Origin of the sequence: Ruminococcus sp. AM43-6 (assembly GCF_003461785.1) — a bacterium.
Taxonomy (GTDB): Bacteria; Bacillota; Clostridia; order Oscillospirales; family Ruminococcaceae; genus Hominimerdicola; species Hominimerdicola aceti.
In genome coordinates, this window is sequence record NZ_QTXU01000005.1 from 103,806 (window position 1) to 122,822 (window position 19,017).

16 protein-coding genes are annotated in these 19,017 nt (G+C 44.6%); 12 read left to right on the top strand and 4 right to left on the bottom strand.

The window, feature by feature from the left end; genetic code table 11:
• Window positions 1-142 precede the first annotated feature (142 nt).
• The 7 genes from rplU (at window position 143) to DW938_RS05245 (ending at window position 5,423) form a co-directional block, all read left to right on the top strand.
• Window positions 143-454, top strand: coding sequence for a 50S ribosomal protein L21 (gene rplU, locus DW938_RS05210; protein WP_022288731.1), 312 nt, complete (start codon window positions 143-145; stop codon window positions 452-454).
• Window positions 454-774: a ribosomal-processing cysteine protease Prp gene (locus DW938_RS05215; RefSeq protein ID WP_118124099.1), complete on the top strand. Its 321-nt coding sequence runs from the start codon at window positions 454-456 to the stop codon at window positions 772-774. The genes rplU and DW938_RS05215 overlap by 1 nt, the downstream gene beginning before the upstream one ends.
• 35 nt (window positions 775-809) lie before the next feature.
• A complete protein-coding gene (gene rpmA, locus DW938_RS05220; protein WP_022288733.1) occupies window positions 810-1,091 on the top strand; it encodes a 50S ribosomal protein L27 in 282 nt (93 codons plus the stop codon).
• A 97-nt stretch (window positions 1,092-1,188) separates the two neighbouring features.
• Window positions 1,189-2,466, top strand: coding sequence for a GTPase ObgE (gene obgE, locus DW938_RS05225; protein ID WP_022288734.1), 1,278 nt, complete (start codon window positions 1,189-1,191; stop codon window positions 2,464-2,466).
• 29 nt (window positions 2,467-2,495) lie between these two features.
• A complete protein-coding gene (locus tag DW938_RS05230; protein WP_118124100.1) occupies window positions 2,496-2,885 on the top strand; it encodes a ribonuclease III domain-containing protein in 390 nt (129 codons plus the stop codon).
• A gap of 23 nt (window positions 2,886-2,908) precedes the next feature.
• Entirely contained in the window at window positions 2,909-3,652 is a 744-nt protein-coding gene (locus tag DW938_RS05235) for a YebC/PmpR family DNA-binding transcriptional regulator (RefSeq protein ID WP_118124101.1), read from the top strand.
• Window positions 3,653-4,112: 460 nt separating this feature from the next.
• Window positions 4,113-5,423 (top strand): WG repeat-containing protein, encoded by a 1,311-nt coding sequence (locus tag DW938_RS05245; RefSeq protein WP_181984378.1) that lies wholly within the window; start codon window positions 4,113-4,115, stop codon window positions 5,421-5,423.
• A gap of 359 nt (window positions 5,424-5,782) precedes the next feature.
• On the opposite strand, the gene DW938_RS05250 is transcribed toward DW938_RS05245, so the two are convergent.
• From DW938_RS05250 to DW938_RS05260, 3 genes are all read right to left on the bottom strand, one after another.
• Window positions 5,783-7,195 carry an LCP family protein gene (locus tag DW938_RS05250; protein ID WP_118124104.1) on the bottom strand — a complete coding sequence of 471 codons (1,413 nt, stop codon included), beginning with the start codon at window positions 7,193-7,195 and terminating at the stop codon, window positions 5,783-5,785.
• A gap of 198 nt (window positions 7,196-7,393) precedes the next feature.
• On the bottom strand, window positions 7,394-9,727 hold the full coding sequence (locus tag DW938_RS05255; protein WP_118124105.1) for a heavy metal translocating P-type ATPase: 2,334 nt from the start codon (window positions 9,725-9,727) through the stop codon (window positions 7,394-7,396).
• A gap of 41 nt (window positions 9,728-9,768) precedes the next feature.
• A complete protein-coding gene (locus tag DW938_RS05260; RefSeq protein ID WP_022287119.1) occupies window positions 9,769-10,134 on the bottom strand; it encodes a metalloregulator ArsR/SmtB family transcription factor in 366 nt (121 codons plus the stop codon).
• A gap of 686 nt (window positions 10,135-10,820) precedes the next feature.
• Between DW938_RS05260 and DW938_RS05265 the strand changes: the two genes are divergently transcribed.
• The 5 genes from DW938_RS05265 (at window position 10,821) to DW938_RS05285 (ending at window position 17,901) form a co-directional block, all read left to right on the top strand.
• Window positions 10,821-11,492 carry a hemolysin III family protein gene (locus tag DW938_RS05265; RefSeq protein ID WP_046441292.1) on the top strand — a complete coding sequence of 224 codons (672 nt, stop codon included), beginning with the start codon at window positions 10,821-10,823 and terminating at the stop codon, window positions 11,490-11,492.
• Between the two features lie 186 nt (window positions 11,493-11,678).
• The gene (gene malQ, locus DW938_RS05270; protein ID WP_117863861.1) at window positions 11,679-13,157 is read left to right on the top strand and encodes a 4-alpha-glucanotransferase; all 1,479 of its coding nucleotides are present in this window, start codon (window positions 11,679-11,681) and stop codon (window positions 13,155-13,157) included.
• 671 nt (window positions 13,158-13,828) lie between these two features.
• Window positions 13,829-16,210: a glycogen/starch/alpha-glucan phosphorylase gene (locus DW938_RS05275; protein WP_118124106.1), complete on the top strand. Its 2,382-nt coding sequence runs from the start codon at window positions 13,829-13,831 to the stop codon at window positions 16,208-16,210.
• Window positions 16,211-16,426: 216 nt separating this feature from the next.
• Window positions 16,427-16,981: a phosphatase PAP2 family protein gene (locus tag DW938_RS05280; protein ID WP_046441286.1), complete on the top strand. Its 555-nt coding sequence runs from the start codon at window positions 16,427-16,429 to the stop codon at window positions 16,979-16,981.
• A 119-nt stretch (window positions 16,982-17,100) separates the two neighbouring features.
• Window positions 17,101-17,901, top strand: a complete 801-nt coding sequence (locus tag DW938_RS05285) for a polysaccharide deacetylase family protein (protein ID WP_242992393.1) — start codon at window positions 17,101-17,103, stop codon at window positions 17,899-17,901.
• A gap of 54 nt (window positions 17,902-17,955) precedes the next feature.
• Here the strand turns inward: DW938_RS05285 and DW938_RS05290 are convergent, their stop codons facing one another.
• Window positions 17,956-18,945: a TPM domain-containing protein gene (locus DW938_RS05290; protein ID WP_118124108.1), complete on the bottom strand. Its 990-nt coding sequence runs from the start codon at window positions 18,943-18,945 to the stop codon at window positions 17,956-17,958.
• Window positions 18,946-19,017 lie beyond the last annotated feature (72 nt).

The following is a 19,017-nucleotide window of genomic DNA, read 5'->3' on the forward strand; positions in this document are numbered from 1 at the left end:
ATTTTCAAGCAGAAACAGAGCTGTGCTTGACTTTTGGGGGCGGATATGTTATGATATTAAAGCCGCATATTCACGGTCATAAGTGTTTGTATTTGCAGACCTCCGTGCGTAGCGAGTTTATTCAAAGGTAGGTGCATTCGTAATGTACGCAGTAATTGAAACAGGCGGAAAGCAGTATCAGGTTAAGCCTGGTGATGAGGTTTTCGTAGAAAAGCTGGACGTAAACGCTGAGGACGCTGTTACTTTCGATAAGGTAATGGTAGTTGGCGCTGACGACGGTATCAAGGTTGGCGCTCCATATGTTGACGGCGCTTCCGTAACAGCTAAGGTCATCAAGAACGGCAAGTCCAAGAAGGTGACTGTATTCACTTACAAGCCAAAGAAGGGCGAAAAGACCAAGATCGGTCACAGACAGCCTTACACTAAGGTTATGATCGAAGCTATCAACGCATAATGATCTGTGCTGATTTTTTCAGAAATAAGCATGACAGACTTGTGGGATTTCGTATAACGGGTCACGCAGGTTACGCAGATTATGGCGAGGACGTATGCTGTGCAAGCGTATCGTCTGCTGTAATGTTGACGGCTAACACTGTCACTGAGGCTTTTAAGATAAAGGCTGATGTCGCAGTGGAAGAAAACGAAATAATATTAAGGCTTGAAAATGACAGCTCAGAGGAGGGGGACAAGCTACTTTTAGGGCTTCTCACTCATTTATATTTTCTAGCTGAGGAATTTTCAGGCAGGATCAAAGTCACGGTCAGAGATAACTGATCGGACGGATTACATTTTATGGAGGTGTAATTTAGATGATTAAGATTTCAATGCAGTTTTTCGCTCATAAAAAGGGAATGGGTTCTACAAAGAACGGACGTGATTCTGAGTCAAAGAGACTTGGCGTAAAGAGAGCTGACGGTCAGTTCGTACTGGCTGGTAACATCCTCGTTCGTCAGAGAGGTACTCACATTCACCCAGGCGAGAACGTTAAGAAGGGTTCTGACGATACTCTGTTCGCAACAAGCGATGGTGTTGTAAGATTTGAAAGACTCGGTAGAGACCGCAAGAAGGTTTCGGTTTATCCCAAGGCTTAATTTTGTAACATATGACCCTGAGCCTTAGGCTTGGGGTCTTTTGTTGGTTAATGACAACTAAATTTACGCATAATATCATTTATAAGGAGGTTTGATCATGTTTGTCGATCAGGCGAAGATCTATATAAAAGCCGGTGACGGCGGTGACGGTGCAGTTTCATTCCACCGTGAGAAATACGTTGCGGCAGGCGGTCCGGACGGCGGTGACGGCGGTAAGGGCGGAGATATTGTTTTCGTTGTTGACGACAATATCTCAAACCTTATAGATTTCAGATATAAGAGAAAATATGTTGCCGAAAAGGGGCAGAACGGCGGCGGCAAAAACTGCTCAGGCAGAAATGCTCCCGACCTTGTGGTGAAAGTTCCTAGAGGCACTGTTGTTAAAGAGATAAAGAGCGGCAGGATACTTGCCGACCTTTCTACCGATGAGCCTGCTGTTATCGCTCACGGAGGCAAGGGTGGGCGTGGAAACGCTCATTTTGCCACTTCCACAAGGCAGATACCGAAGTTTGCAAAGCCGGGTTTCCGTGGTGACGAATATGAGGTCATGCTGGAACTCAAGCTTATTGCAGACGTAGGACTTGTGGGCTTCCCGAACGTTGGTAAATCCACGCTTATCTCTGTTGTATCAGCGGCAAAGCCAAAGATAGCCAACTATCACTTCACTACCCTGACGCCTGTCCTTGGCGTTGTTAAGATAGAAGAGGGAAAATCTTTTGTTATGGCGGATATCCCAGGTCTTATCGAGGGTGCGAGCGAGGGCGTCGGTCTAGGTCACGAATTTCTCAGACACGTTGAGAGGTGCAGACTTATCGTCCACGTTATTGACGTTTCAGGCAGCGAGGGCAGAGATCCTATCGAGGATTTCAAGGCGATAAATCACGAGCTTGAAAACTTCTCAATGGAGCTTGCGGAAGCTCCGCAGATAGTTGCCGCAAACAAGAGCGATATGGCTACCCCTGAGCAGGTGGAAAGGCTGAGAAACTATGTTGAGGATCAGGGACTTCTGTTCTATGAGATATCGGCTGCCACAACAAAGGGTACAAAAGAGCTTATGTATGGCGTTTGGGAAAGACTTTCTGTCCTGCCGCCTGTTAAGCAGTTTGAAGCTCAGCCACTCACTCAGGAGGAGCTTGACGATAAGCTCATCTCAAAGAAAGACTTCCGTGTTACTGTGGAGGACGGCGTTTATTTCGTGGAAGCAGATTGGCTTCTTGACATACTCAGGACGGCTAATATGGACGATTACTCTTCCCTTCAGTATTTCCAGAACGTACTCAGGACCAGCGGCATAATCGACAAGCTGGAAGAAATGGGTATCGAAGAGGGCGACACTGTTTCTATATTCGACTTTGAGTTTGAATATCTCAGATAGGAGGGAGCGTCACGGAAAAGCTTTCTGATATGGACGCTATGCAATACTCCCCTCTGGCACTGGCTTTTATCGGGGACGGCGTTTACGAGATAAGGGTAAGAGAAAAGCTTATCCTTGAAGCTAATATGCCTGCGGACAAGCTGCACAAGCTCACTGTTGAGAGGGTGTGTGCGGAATATCAGGCAAAGGCTGTTCGCAAGTGGCTTGACGAGGGGCTGCTTAACGAACGGGAAATGGATATTTTCAAAAGGGGCAGAAATGCAAAGGGCATAAATGCTCCGAAACATTCCACTGTTGGGGAATACCGCATGGCGACAGGTTTGGAATGTCTTTTCGGTTTTTTATATCTCACGGGGCGTGAGGAACGTATAGGTGAACTGTTCGAGGCAGCATGGTCTGTGGGCAGCATCAATGAATAATATTACATCAAGGAGTGAATCAAATGTCAGGTCATTCAAAATGGGAAAACATTAAAAGAAAAAAGGGTGCAACAGACGCTGCAAGAGCTAAGATATTTACAAAGATAGGCAGAGAGATCGCTGTTGTAGTTAAGCAGGGCGGTGCTGATCCTGCAGGTAACGCAAAGCTGAGAGATCTTATCGCAAAAGCTAAGTCAAACAACGTGCCTAACGACAATATCGATAGAATTATCAAAAAGGCAGCAGGCGACGGCGACAAGAACAGCTATGAGTCAATGGTATATGAGGGCTACGGTCCAAGCGGAGTTGCTGTTATCGTTGAGTGCCTGACAGACAACAAGAACAGAACAGCAGGCGACATCCGTCACTTCTTCGACAAGTTCGGCGGAAACATGGGTACATCAGGCTGCGTATCATTCATGTTCTCTGACGTTGGAACTGTTGTTATGGAAAATAACGGTGCAGACGAGGACAAGATAATGGAGGACTGCTTTGAGGCAGGTGCTGACGATTTCAACGTCGAGGACGATGTTATCGAGATATCATGCGACCCTAATCAGGTTTCTTCTGTAAGAGAAGCTCTTGAGGGAATGGGTTACAAGGTACTTTCTGCTGAGGCTGAGAAAGTTCCTTCAAACTACACAACTATCGAAGACGAGGACGCTATCAAGAAGATGGGTCTGCTTCTTGAGCATCTTGAGGACGATGACGACGTTCAGAATGTTTACCACAACTGGGAGAATATGCCAGTTGAAGAGGAAGAATAATCAGGAAGATTTCTGACACTTTACTATTGACATTTACATATAATGTGGTATAATAGAATCAGAAAGATTTATTCTTTTAATAGGGGTTGCGAATCCGTCTAAAATCGCTTTAATAGGTATTTAAAGGGTCAATTTGTTTTGACCCTTTATTTTTTGTATGGAGATGTATGTGTGAGCATAATTGGACGGAGAAGCTCATAAAATAATCATGCTTACAAGGGGGAATTATGCTTGCAGGGCGACAGTCCCTTTTAAGCTTTAAACGACGATTTTTCGGGGATTTTCGTGTTAAAATCGCTGAAAATCCTTGCAGCTTTGCGGTGCTGTTTGTAAGTTGTGCTATTGACATAAAAGGGGTTATAGTATATAATAATCGTATGTGTAGATATTGCCCTGAAAAGATAAAAAAATACAGATAATGGGTGATAAGGAAGAAGCAGAGAATGATAGGAGGAAACTTATGAACAAGATCTTTTGTTCTGCTCTGACAGCCGTTGTTGCAGGTGCTATGCTCACAGGCTGTGCCATGCCTTGGGAAAAGGGTGCTGATGACGACGTTGCCCCCGGTGGTTATTCCTATACGGCTGACTCAAATTCAGAACAGAAACAAGCTTATCGCTGGCTCATAGAGCCGACTATAAACGCCGATAATATCATTTCTTTTGACGGAAGTCAGGTCGACCCTAACAACGAAAAGAACACAGCTTATGCCAACTATTCTGTTATCAGACAGAGCGGCAAGTATGGCATTATAGACTACAGTGGAAACATGGTAGTGCCTGCGGAATATGACGATTACTACACCTGCTGGTGCGGAGAGGTCACGCTTTTCAATATTATAAATGAAAAGAATGATGAGTATGAGTATTGCAGTATCGACAGCTCAAATCAGGTAGTATACTATGCGGCGGAACATCATGACAGCTCACCGAAATATTACTGGAACAGCAGTGAGGAAAAGATCTATGTAAAGGACGCTGACGAAGAACAGGGCGAAGAATACACCGGCAAAAAAGCTGTTGTGGTATGTGAAGCTGACGTGAAAAAGTCTGACAATGGTTTTTATGACATTTCTCCTGTGAGCGAACCGCTTTACGGGCTTGCTAAAAAGGACAAGCTTATACTTGATATGCAGTACACTGATTTCTATGCCCCTGCATACAAAGGTGCAGGGCTTACCTGCATAGCCTTTGAGAACGACGAAGGCAAGTGGGGATATGTTGGTTCTGACGGCAAAACTATAATCGACTTCAAGTGCGACGGTGACATGAGTGCCTATTGCGGAAAGGTGATAGATGACGAGATGGCAGTTCATCCTTATCTTTTCACTGACGATTATCTGCCGGTATCCATAAATTCATCATATGGTTATTATGACATAGACGGCAACTGTATCGTAAAGCCAGGCGAGTTCGATCAGGCAAGACCTGCTCACAACGGCAAGGCATGGGTAATGAAGTCCGGAAAATGGGGCGTTATAGCATTCGGTGACGCACCTGTGGAGGAGGACTCATCAGAGGAAGAGACCACCACAACTACGACCACCACAAGCTACATCACCACGACCACAACTTCAAAGACCACCACAACAACTTCGGCTTCAACAGAAACGAAAAAAGCAACTGAAACTACTCCATCTTTGACACAGCCAAGTGAAACCACTGAGGTGTCAACGAACACGGAAACTGCTACAGAAACAGTAACGGAGCCTGTTACGGAAACTGATCCGCCTGCTCCTGAGCCTGAGCCTGAACCGACACCTGAACAATAATACAAATATAGAAAGCCCTCAGTCGTCAGGTATTTACTCAGGTCAATATGATTCATCACTTCACAAAATGTATATACCGGGTCAGTTGTTTCAATTATTTTTTCAATTTCTATTGGAAATTTTAATTGATATGGTGTATAATATTCTTGTGGTTGGTTATTCATGATACTTTAATTATACCACAAAAAAAGACTGCTGTCTTGCTTTTTGGCAAGATCGCAGCCTTTTTTCCTGGGGACTTTTTTTACAGCCCCTTTTTTGTATAAAAAAAATTATATTAAAAACGCACAAACCATGCAGGGGACGAGCCCCTATATTTTTGCACATAAAAAGCCCTGCCGAAGCAGAGCTTTTCTTTTTTACTGGTTATATATCTCTTTTCTGAGAAGTGCTTTGCAGGCTTCAAAATCCACTTCGAGAATTGATTGACCGTCAGATGATGTGCCATATGAATAGGAATCATCATCAGGTATTCTCATGGACTTTATCTCGTAATTCATGGAGAATATCGCCTTATAGGTAAGAGCAAAAAGCTGTGTCTGGGACATATTGGTTGTAAGATGTGACATTGATGCTTTTGCAAATTTGTCTATAGTCAGCGGATCTGAGCTTTTCGCCTTTTCGATTATCTTTGTGATAACTGTTCTCTGGCGTTCTGTTCGCTGGAAATCTGCGTTGCCAACATATCTAAGTCTTGCATAGGCAAGTGCCTGATTGCCGTTTACATGGAGCTTCTTTCCGCCCTTATCAAGATAGTCTGTACCCTTTTTATTGCCAAGAAGCTTGTTTTGCTCTGCCATTGGAGGCTTCATGCCCTCGGCTTCTTCGTCGGAAATGTCAAGCTCGATACCGCCAACTGCGTCAACGATATCAACGAATGACAGAAAGTCGATATAAACATAATCGTCAACGGCAATATCAAAATTATACTCTATGGTATCCATAAGAAGCTCTGCACCGCCGTAAACATACGCTGCATTGAGCTTTGACCATGTGTCTATATCATTTCCGTCAGCGTCAACGCCCTTGATATTCACATACATATCACGCATGAAAGAGGTCATTGTTATCTCTTTTGTGGTGCTGTTAATGGAGAGAAGTATCATAGAGTCTGTTCTGCCACGCTCGTCAGCGTTTCTTGTATCAGAGCCTATAAGCAGGATATTTCGTACATCAGAGCTGTTCATGGAAGCCTCTGTGTTCGCTCGCTGACCTCTTTCCACCTTGTTCACCATGCCTATGTATCGCCATATAAGGACGTTTGCCAATATGAAAACCACCAAAAGTATGATGATAAGTACCTTGAAAAAGGTTTTTATAGGGTGTCTTTTTTTATTTTCCACTTTGTTTTTACCTTTTTTGTTCGTCTGACCGTTACGGCTTTTATTGTTTTTGCCAAATTGCAGGTCATTATTTCGTCTTTGGGCTGAGGTCTTATTGCTTTTTGCTGACTTGCCTGAACCTCTCTGCTTGCTCTGTCTGTTCTGTGTTTGCCGTCTTGGAGTGCTTTCTCTGTATGAGCCTGCGTAGTCTGATGATGAACGGCTTCCCTGCCCGTATGGCTGAGCTGTACCCTGTGTATGATCATCAGGGTAGCCAGCGTCATAGTAATCGTCAAAGTCGTTCACGCCCTCATCTATTTGCTGAACACGCTGTCCGCCCGCACCGCTTATGCGGTTGAACTCGTCAAGCTGTCGCTGATATTCCTGTTCGTAGTAGTCCTGAGGCTTATTATCGTTTGTGTAGTTTTGTTGTCTGTCTTTATTAGCCACCTGACTGCACCTCCGTTCATTTTTACAATACCAATATTATAGTACATATCAGGCTTATTGTCAATGACAGAAAAAAGGCGGAGCTTTTTCCAGCGTCCGCCTTGTTATTTTTACGTTGTTGTGGATAAGCGGGCGAACACTGTTCGCCCCTACAAGCAAATGCCGTATTTATGCGCATTTGCAGGTCTAAACATAGTTTTATTTTATTCTGCTGCTTCTTAGGGCGTTTAGGATAGCTATTACGGCTACGCCAACGTCTGCGAATACCGCAAGCCACATTCCTGCAAGTCCCAATGCACCAAATATAAGCACAAGAGCTTTTACTCCAAGGGCAAAAATTATATTCTCTCTTACTATTGTCATAGTCTTTCGGGATATCTTTACTGCGTCTGCTATGCTTGACGGATCGTCGTTCATAAGCACAACGTCTGCGGCTTCAATGGCGATATCTGAGCCTAAGCCACCCATTGCGATACCGATATCGGCTCTTGCGATAACAGGTGCGTCATTTATTCCGTCCCCTGCGAATGCAACAAGTCTGCGGTCGGGGTCTTTTATAAGCTGTTCGACCTTTTCAACCTTGTTTTCAGGGAGAAGCTCACTGAAGAATGTTTTTATGCCCACTTTCTTTGCCACCTTTTCAGCGGTATCTTTCTTATCCCCTGTGAGGAGGACAGTTTCAACGCCAAGCTCTCTAAGTCTTGAAACGGCTGTGGCAGAGGTTTCTTTTATCTCGTCGCCAAGGAGTATCTCGCCTATGAACTTGCCGTCAAGGGCAACATAAACTGCCGTTGCGGAGTCTTCTGAGCTTTGTGCGGCAATGCCGTTTGTTTCAAGAAGCGCTTTCTTTCCGCAAAGTATCTCCTTGCCGTCAAGCTTTGCTCTTACACCGTTTCCTGCTATCTCTTCAACATCAGAAAGTCTTGCACCGTCTATTTCCCTGCCGTATCTCTGCACTATGGAGATACCGATAGGGTGAGTTGACATACTTTCTGCATATGCGGCGGCTTCAAGGAGGATATCCTGTGAAACGCCCTGTGGGTTTACGCTGAGGACAGTGAACTTGCCCTTTGTGAGCGTACCTGTTTTATCAACTGCGAGAGTTTTGCACTTAGCCATTGTTTCAAGATTTTTTGCGCCTTTGATAAGGATACCCTTTTTAGAAGCTCCGCCAATTCCTGCGAAGAACGAGAGAGGCACTGAGATAACAAGTGCGCATGGGCAGGATATTACAAGGAACAGAAGTCCTCTATATAGCCATTTTGAGAACTGATCAAAGCCCAGAATGAAGCTTGGTATAAACACAAGTGCAAGTGCAGCAATTACTACCGCAGGGGTATAAACTCTTGCAAAACGTGTGATGAACTTTTCGGTCTTGGCTTTTCTTTCGCTGGAGTTTTGCACCATATCGAGAATTTTCGACACTGCGGACTCGTGGAAGGTATTTGTGACCCGAACTTTGAGAAGTCCTCTCAGGTTTGTTGAGCCACTGAGGACGCTGTCCCCTGCTTTGACCTCGACCGGAAGAAACTCACCGGTAAGTGCTGATGTATCAAGCTCTGATTCTCCTTCTGTTACGATACCGTCAAGAGGTATTCTCTCGCCTGTTTTTACTGCGATCATCTCGTCCTTGAGGATATCCTCAGGAGGAAGCTCGTATGTTTTGCCGTTTCTTACAACTGTTACAGACTCAGGCTTAAGTTCCATAAGCTTTGTGATAGATTTTCTTGACTTCTCTACTGCGATAGTCTGGAAAAGCTCACCCACCTGGAAGAACAGCATAACGGCTGCACCCTCACGGAAGTCTTTAAGAGCAAATGCGCCAACTGTTGCGATAGTCATGAGCAGTGACTCGTCAAAAGCCTCGCCTTTAACAAGGTTTCTTACGGCGGCGATAACAACGTCAAGACCTGCAATAAGGTAAGCAACTATTGCAAGGCCTGCGCTGAGGTATTCGCATACAGTGCCACTTCCAAGCTTATCCAAAAGCATTGATGCGATAAAGAACACGATAGCCACAGATAGCTTGACTATCTCGCCCTTATGGTCATTCACAGGCTCTTCCTCTGCTGTCTGAGCACCATAATCCTTAACAGTAACGTCAGGCTCAAGCTGATGGACGGTATCCTCTATCATGATACGCAGGTCAGGGTTAGAGCCGTCTGTTTTGACAGTAAGCTTTTTGCTGATAAAATCGACGTTTGATGAAATAACGCCTGCAAGCTCACCCACACGGTTTGCTATCTTTTCACCGCAGTTAGGGCAATCGAGATCCTCCAGCTTCAGATAGAGAGTTTTCTCAGCACAATCGCCAAGCTCTTTCACGCTAACGTCAGGTTCAAGCTTATGGACGACGTTTTCTATCTCGGTAAAGAGGGCGTTTTTATCGCCGTCAAAATCAACTGTGAGCTTTTTATTGATAAAGTCAAGGTTAGAGCTTTTAACGCCTGAAAGCTCGCTCACACGTTTCTCGATCTTTTCCGCACAATGAGGACAATCGAGTTCCTTAAGAAGCAAAGTCATTTTACTCATTTCACATTCTCCTATACTACAAAAAAAACAGATCACTTTCTTTACTCGCTGATATGCTCGATACCCATATTGAGTATGACAGCGACGTGTTCATCGGAAACTGAATAATAGACTGTTTTTCCCTCACGTCTATACTTCACAAGTCTGGCCTGCTTAAGCACTCTCAGCTGATGTGAGATAGCTGACTGTGACATTTCCAACAGCTCGGCTATATCGCACACGCACATTTCGTCCTTTATAAGAGTAAAGAGTATTTTCACTCTTGTTTGATCGCCAAGGACTTTGAAAAGCTCTGCCACGTCATATATCTCCTCCTCAACGGGCATTGTTTTCCCTATTTCCTCCATCTTCTCTATATTCTTTCCTCCGCACTGTTTATGCTCATGCTTTACTGTATTCTCGCTCATTTATTTTCGCTCTCCTTTTCTTATTATTGTTTTAGTATATTCGATATGTGTCATTTCAATTCATCATATGAATAACTGTTCATATGTTTATTATATCATATATTCATGTTTTGTCAAGGGGGTTTTGAATTTTTTTTGATTTAAGTTATTGGGGGTATTTTGTTTACATGGTACTGGTTGCATACCATGCGGGCGAACGATGTTCGCCCCTACGGATTATTCGGGCGAGTTTGCTGTGCCGCAAAATCGCTTCGCTCTTTGCGGATTTACGTTGTGCTAAGGGATAGAAAAGCGGTGCAGGTTTATGCTTCGATGTTGGTTTTATTTGATGTTTGGGTTCTATGTGCTTTTTGGATTTGTTCTGCACCGCTTAGTAGGCTTACGCCTATTGAGGCTCTGCCTCAAGCTCCGCTAGGGGCTTTGCCCCCAGACCCCCACAATGGGTTTCACCCCTTGACCCTGACCAGGGGCGTGCCCCTGGACCTTTTGCTCGCTTCGCTCGGTGTTGGGGCACAACTCTGGTCAGCTTTGCCCATTCCTAATTCCTCATTCCTAATTCCTCATTCCTCACTCCTCACTTTTTACACCTGTATTTAAACTTGACAAGTGTCTAAAAAAATGTTACTATACTATAGTAATAAAACTTATATGCAAATTCTCGGTCCTATCGGAAAGGAAATGATACTATGTCAAAATCTGTTGAGATCCAATCTCAGGATCTAACCAAAAGATACACCCTCGGCGAGGAGATCTTCAACTCCGTTTCCCATGGTGCAGGCGGTCTGCTTTCTATCGCAGGCACTGCCGTTCTTATCGTTCTCGCTGCCATTTACTCCAACGCTTGGGGCGTTGTAAGCTCCGCTATTTTCGGAGCTTCTCTTATCATACTTTACACCATGTCAACCCTTTATCATGCTATCACCAATCCAAAAGCCAAAAAGTTTTTCAGAATAATGGATCACAACACCATTTTCTTCCTCATCGCAGGCACATACACCCCTATCACCCTTGTGCCTTTGAGAGGTGCGTTTGGCTGGGTTCTTTTCGGAATCGTCTGGGGTGCGGCTATCCTTGGCATTGTGCTGAACTCCATTGACCTTGAAAAGTTCCGCAAGCCCTCTGTTGTATGCTATATCGCAATGGGCTGGGTAGTTATAATCGCTGTCAAGCCTATGATAGAAAAGGTATATCCGCTGTCCTTGTGGTTTATTCTTATAGGCGGACTTTTTTACACTGTGGGCGTTATTTTCTATGTTAAAAAGAACAAAAAATATTTTCACTCAATATGGCATTTGTTCACCATTGCGGGAAGTGTTTTCCACTACTTTGCGGTGCTTATGATGATAACACATGACTAAAAGATCATCCCGAGGGTTTGCGTCCTCGGGATTTTTCTGTTTAGAGAAAATATTTCTAAAATGAAATATATGGCGGTTTTTCTATTGCAAAAATGGCTGAAAAGTAGTATAATCATAATGATGTATTATATGTGACTGCACTGAATTTTTCACATGGGTGCGGTTTTAACATGAAAGGAGCATTTTATGCGTAGATCGGGTATTTTAATGCACATATCCTCTCTGCCTAACGATTATGGTATCGGCAAGCTTGGCAAGGAGGCTTATGCTTTTGTGGATTTTCTTGAAAAGGCTCACCAAAAATGTTGGCAGATACTTCCTATATCTCCTACAAGCTATGGTGATTCGCCATATCAGAGCTTTTCTGTTCATGCAGGAAATCCATACTTTATAGACCTTGAAGCTCTGGAAAAAGAGGGTTATCTGAAACCTGCGGAATACAAGGATATTGAGTGGGGCGATGACAAAGGGTCTGTTGACTACGGCAAGATATACGAGGTCATTTTCAAGGTGCTTAGGACGGCACACAAGCGTTTTCGCAAGAAGCCTGAAAAGGCATACTCAAAATTCGTGGTGGAAAACAAAGACTGGATATACGATTACGCTTTGTTTATGTCACTGAAATTTGCCAACAAGGGCAAGGCTTGGTATGAATGGGACGAACCGCTGAAAATGTACAAGCCTAAGGCGATAAAAAGTGCCAGAAAAGAATATGCAAATGATATAGACTTCTGGTGCTTTGTGCAGTATAAATACTTCCAGCAGTGGAAAAAGCTAAAGGCTTATGCCAATGAAAAGGGCATCGAGATAATAGGCGATATCCCAATATATGTGGCATATGACAGTGTTGAGGTGTGGAGTACACCGCAGTATTTCAGCCTTGACAAAGAGAAAAAGCCTGTTGAGGTGGCAGGATGTCCACCTGACGCATTCACGGCAGACGGTCAGCTTTGGGGCAATCCTCTTTACAACTGGGAATACATAGCAAGAGATAAATTCCGCTGGTGGGTAGAGCGTATAAAGGCGGCTTCTGACACCTATGACGTGGTGAGAATAGACCATTTCAGGGGCTTTGAAAGCTATTACTGCATACCATACGGTGCAAAGAACGCCAAAAAGGGCAAGTGGAGAAAAGGTCCTGACATGAGGCTTTTCAAAGAAGTGAGAAAACAGCTTGGGGACGTGAAGATAATCGCAGAGGACTTGGGTTTTCTTACAAAGCACGTTGTAAAAATGCTCAACGCAAGCGGATATCCCGGCATGAAGGTGCTGGAGTTCGGCTTTGATTCTGATAATACAAACGGCTATCTGCCCCACAATTTTAAGACCACAAACAGCATTTGCTATACAGGTACGCACGATAACGAAACCATACTTGGCTGGATAAAAAGCTGTGACGAAAAGACCAGAAGCTACTGCAAGGACTATCTTGGAGTTACAAAAGACGAGTTCGTGCCTTGGGCAATGGTAAGACTTTGTTGGTCCAGCGTGTGTGATACAGCTATCGCACAAATGCAGGATATACTTTGCCTTGACGATAAAGCCAGAATGAATACACCGTCAACAGTGGGAGCAAATTGGAAGTGGAGATTGGAAAGCTTTGATAAGCTTGATGATACTTTGGCGGAGAGATTGGCGAAGATAACAGCGGTGTATGGCAGATAGAGCAGGGATAAATGAGGAATGAGGAATGAGGAGTGAGGAATGTGCATAGCTTATCAGAGTTGTGCACAAGCACCGAGCGTAGCGAGCAAAAGGTCCAGGGGCACGCCCCTGGTCAGGGTCAAGGGGTGAAACCCATTGCAGGGTCTAGGGACAGAGTCCCTAGCGGAGTTTGAGGCAGAGCCTCAATAGGCGTAAGCCTACAAGCGGTGCAGAGTAAAACTAAAAAGCACATGAAAGTTTGATATCAGATAAAAGTAATATCGGAGAATTAAATCTGCACCGCTTTTCTATCCCTTAGCGCAACGTAGATTCGCAAAGAGCGACAGCGATTTTGCGGCAGAAGAACTTGCGCACCAAAATGTAGGGGACGACGCCCTCGGCGTCCCGCACCCCTCGACGTTTCGATTGCAATCTCATTTGTGTTATCCGCGCAATGTTGCTCTGCACAAATTCTGGATAATTTAAACCTTGTCACTTCGAGTGGGACGCCGAGGGCGTCGTCCCCTACAGGTGTGATAGGGTAGGTTTTAGTTCTATCCCATAATGTTGTTGCCGTGGGTCTGTTTCTTCGACGAGCAAACAATGTTCGCCAATACCATACGTTGTGCGGATAATAACAAAGTACAAAATACAATAGAATACATAAAATATCAGAAAGGATAAAAAAACCAATGAACAAAGAACTGTTTTACAGCGAACTTAGTAAAGACCTGAAAAAGAAGTTTGGCACGAGCGTTGAAAAAGCTCTGCCTTGGCAGCTCCACGAAAGCCTGTCGGCTACTGTTATGGAGCTTATTGACAGCGATTGGGAGAACAGCAGAAAGGCTCACCTTGACAGCCGCAGAGCCTGCTATCTCTCTATGGAGTTCCTTATGGGCAGAGCCGTTTATAACAATCTCCTTTGCCTTGGTATCACTGACGAGGTGGACGAGCTTTTGAAGGCTCACGGCAGAAGTCTTAATGACCTTGAAGAAATAGAGGACGCTGCCCTCGGCAACGGTGGTCTTGGCAGACTTGCCGCTTGCTTCCTCGATTCCGCCGCCGCTCATGACCTGCCTTTGGACGGCTACGGAATAAGATACAAGTACGGTCTTTTCAAGCAGAAGATAGTTGACGGCTTCCAAAAGGAAGAGGCTGACAACTGGACTAAGTACGGCGACCCTTGGTCTAAGAGATGCGAAAATGACAAGGTAGTCGTTAAATACGGCGACCAAACCGTTTACGCTGTGCCTTATGATATGCCTGTTATCGGCTTTGGCACTAAAAACGTTGGCACACTCAGACTTTGGCAGGCTGAGAGCGTGGAGGATTTTGACTTCGCTCAGTTCGACTGCGGTAACTATGACGGTGCCGTAAAGGCTAAAAATGACGCTGAGAACATCTCAAAGGTGCTTTACCCTAACGATAACTGTGAAGAGGGCAAGATACTCAGACTTAAACAGGAATATTTCTTCTCCTCCGCTTCTGTGACGGATATTCTCAAAAAGCATTTGGCTAAGTTCGGCACTCTTGACAACCTTGGCGACTATATTACTATCCAGCTTAACGATACTCACCCTGTTATCGCTGTGCCAGAGCTTATAAGACAGCTTTGTGCTGAGCATAGCTATGACTTTGACAAGGCTTTTGAGATCGCCCACAAGGTCTTTAACTACACAAACCACACTATCATGGCTGAGGCTCTTGAAAAGTGGGATTGCAGACTTGTGGAAAAGGTAGTGCCTGAGGTCTATACATATATCCTTATGATAAACGAGCGTTTTATAAAGGATATGTACGCTCTCAAAAAGGACAGAGAGTATATCTCTAAGCTTTCTCCTGTTGGCGACGGCATGGTAAAAATGGCATTTATGGCTATCTATGTTTCAAGCTATATAAACGGCGTTGCGGCTATCCACACTGAGATACTGAAAAAGGACGCTCTCAAAGATTGGTATGAGCTTTATCCTGAGAGATTTCAGAACAAGACCAATGGTATCACACAAAGACGTTGGCTGGCACTTTGCAACCCTGAGCTTTCAGCACTTATCACAAAGCTTCTTGGCAACGCAGATTGGGTGAAGGACTTGGACGAGCTTAAAAAGCTTGAAAAATATGCTGATGATGAAGCTGTTCTTAACGAGTTCATGGCTGTTAAGGAGGCTCAGAAAAACCGCCTTGCCGCTTTTGTAAAGGAGCATGACGGTGTTGATATCGACCCGAACACTATTTTTGACATTCAGATCAAGCGTCTGCATGAATACAAGAGGCAGTTTCTTAACGCTTTGTCTATACTTTACATTTACTATGGCATCAAGGACGGCTCTATAAAGGACTTCACGCCGACAACATTTATTTTCGGCGCTAAGTCTGCACCGGGATACAGGAGGGCTAAGGCTATCATCAAGTTTATCGGCGAGATAAGCAAGCTTGTGAACGCTGACCCTGACACAAAGGATCTTATCAAGGTGGTTTTCGTACAGAACTACAACGTTTCCTATGCGGAAAAGCTTGTTACTGCGGCTGATGTTTCCGAGCAGATATCTACGGCAGGCACTGAGGCGAGCGGTACAGGCAACATGAAGCTTATGCTCAACGGTGCGATCACACTGGGAACTTATGACGGAGCTAACGTTGAGATCGTTCAGGAGGCAGGCGAGGAGAACAACTACATCTTCGGTGCAAGAGTAGAGGAGCTGGCTGAGATAATGCCAAAGTATGACCCTAGGGAGATACTTTTCTCAAACGACAAGATAAAGCGTGTTCTTGACAAGCTTATTGACGGCAGTCTTTCAGACGGCGGCGTTCCGTCCAACGAAGAGGGCAGCTTCAAGGAGCTTTACAAGGCGCTCACTGACGGTGCAAGCTGGCACGTTCCTGACCACTACTACGTTCTTGGCGACCTTGAAAGCTATGTTCATGCAAAGCTCAAGGTCAACGCAGACTACAAGGACAAGCTTGCATTCGCTAAGAAGTGCTGGCTGAACATTGCAAATGCCGGAAAGTTCTCTTCTGACAGAACTATCAAGGACTATGCAGAAAACATCTGGAAGATAGAGCCTGTTAAGCTGTAATTGGAAATCAAATTTCTATGCAAATTGAATTTGTTAAGGGTATGACACATGATTTTAAGCTTTTTATACATGAAAATGAACTTATCATAATATTAATTTGCGAAAATATGAACTAAAGCATTAATACACAAAGGGCAGGCTCGTTTTTTGACGGGCTTGTCAGTTTTAGTGTAAATATATTCAAGGGATAGATTTACATAAATGGCAGGAGGATAAATGTTGGACACCTTACTTAAACTAGACGGCGACATACTGTTATGGATACAGGACAACCTGCGTGCAGGGTGGCTTGACCCCATAATGAAGTTCATAACATATCTTGCAAACGGCGGTGCGTTATGGATAGGCATATGCGTTTTACTTCTCATACTGAAAAAGACTAGAACAACAGGCATCGTGTGTTCATGCTCCCTTGCGGTGACTTTTCTTATAAACAACATCATTCTCAAAAACATTATTGCCAGAACAAGACCTTACGAGGTGGTCGAGGGGCTTAACAGGATAATAGGGGCACAATCGGACTTCTCCTTTCCCTCGGGACATTCGGGAGCTTCCTTTGCAGTGGCGGTGGTAATGTTCATGGAGATGCCGAAAAAATATGGCGTGCCTGCACTTATAGTGGCAACACTCATTGCGTTCTCACGGCTGTATGTTGGTGTACACTATCCATTCGACGTTATCGCAGGCGTTCTAACAGGAACGATATATGCTGTTATAACAGTGGCAATATACAGAAAATTCTTCAAGGGCAAGAAACATTCTGAAAAATAAAAGACATTTGACGGGCGGTTTTTGACCGCTCGTTTTTTGTTGCTTTATCATCAAATTCTATTGAAAATCAAGTGGAAATATGCTATCATAGAGATAATAAATATGAAGGAGAAAATCTTATGAAAAAGGTGCTTAAAACTATTCTTATGGGTGCTGTGGCTTTCAGCCTTGCTATGGGAGTGGGCTGTGGGACTGGTGAAAACAGCAGTCTGGAAAAAGAAAACTCAAAGGCTGAGGACAGCAGTTCACAGAATAAGCGCAGACAGCTTCGTGACAAGTCTGACTACGGAAAAGTGATAGCCCTCACTTTTGATGACGGCCCTAACACTGACACAACTCCCCTTGTGCTTGACAAGCTTGAAGAACACGGCATTGTGGCTTCGTTTTTCGTTATCGGAAACAACATCACAGACGAGAGTGCAGAGGTCATGAAGCGTGCTTACAACATGGGCTGTGACATTGAAAACCACTCTCAGAGCCACCCTGACATGACAAAAATGACCGCAGAGGAAATAAAGGCCGAAATAGACTTTACCTCTGACAAGGTGGAAGAGGCTGTTGGCGAACGTCCACAGTTTTTCCGTCCGCCATATATTGCGGTAAATCAGACCATCTTTGACGCTGTGGATATGCCGTTTATATGCGGATACGGTGCAGAGGACTACAACAATGCCATAGGCGTTGAGGAGCGTGTTGAAAAGGTGCTTGCACAGGCTAGGGACGGGGGAATTATCCTGCTTCACGATATGAACGGAAACGTTCAGACAGTTGCAGCCCTTGATAAGATAATCCCTGCCCTCAAAGAACAGGGCTACGAGTTCGTTACCATAACAGAGCTTTTCCACGCAAAGGGAGTTGCCATTGACCCTGACTCCGAGATAATCTACAGCTACGCTGAGCAGACAGAGATGTACGGCTAAAAATGACAAACAAAACCGCCTGAGAAAAATAGCTTCTCAGGCGGTGATTTTTTATCAAGTAAATCGTGCCCCAGGCTGATCCTCCGGTGGGATAGGCGCTCCGCAATGAGGACATTCTGTACAAGTGTCTACGACATAGGTATAGCCGCAATATTCGCAGGCTTTTTCCTGAGCTGCGTCAGAACACGGCTTTGCTTTGGCATATTTTCTCGCCTTTGGATTTATGCCTATCATAAGGCAGGCGTGCAGACACACAAATGCCAGAATGGCGATCGAAGTAAATAGCATAGTCCAATTTACTTTACTCTTCATTACGGTAGGCGTCAGGTCGTCAAATGATGTGCTGATAGCCGAGGACACTGTATAGCGTGTTCTCGCTGTGAGATTTTTCTGCAGCTCGTCATTGAAGCTGTTCGTTACTGATTCTGTCAGAACATCATCTGTATCATTGCCCTGCATACCCTCCCAATACCAATCCTCAAAGCCGTCAGAGGAAGAATAGCCGTCAGGAGTAGAGTAAACTATGAGCCAATGGCTCTCGTCCGCAAAGTGGTTCACATACAGATCATAGGCATAGTTTTCAAGATCTGAATAATTTCCCTGCCAATCTGAATTTTCCACTGTTATGACCGCAGGTGAGATACCGGTGCGGTTATAAAATGCCACCAGCGAGTTCCTAAGCTCTGCGGTGTTGCCAAGGACGTTTGCTTTATCCTCCACAACTATTTTATAATCATAGTTCTGGGGAAGCTTATGAGGGTGATGATAAGCCTCGGCAAACATAGAAAATGTGAATAAAATAAACGGCAGATAGAAAAGCAGCATAAGAAATCTCAAAGGACTTCTTTTTTCGGTTATGTCATAATCTGCATAGACATAGACCGGTCTGTGATGATCATAATATACATATCTTCTTGCGTCCGGGAAATAGGTGCTTCTTACGTGGCGTGAGCTTCTTCCTGAGCCTCCGTGCGAATGGCTGCTGTGATGCGAGCCTCCGTGTGACCCTCCTCCGTGAGAGCCGCCTCCCGATGAATGTGGCATTTATTTTTCACCCCTTTTGGTATGATATTAGCATAGTCCAAACTGCTGACTACAGTGGTGACAGGCTATGCT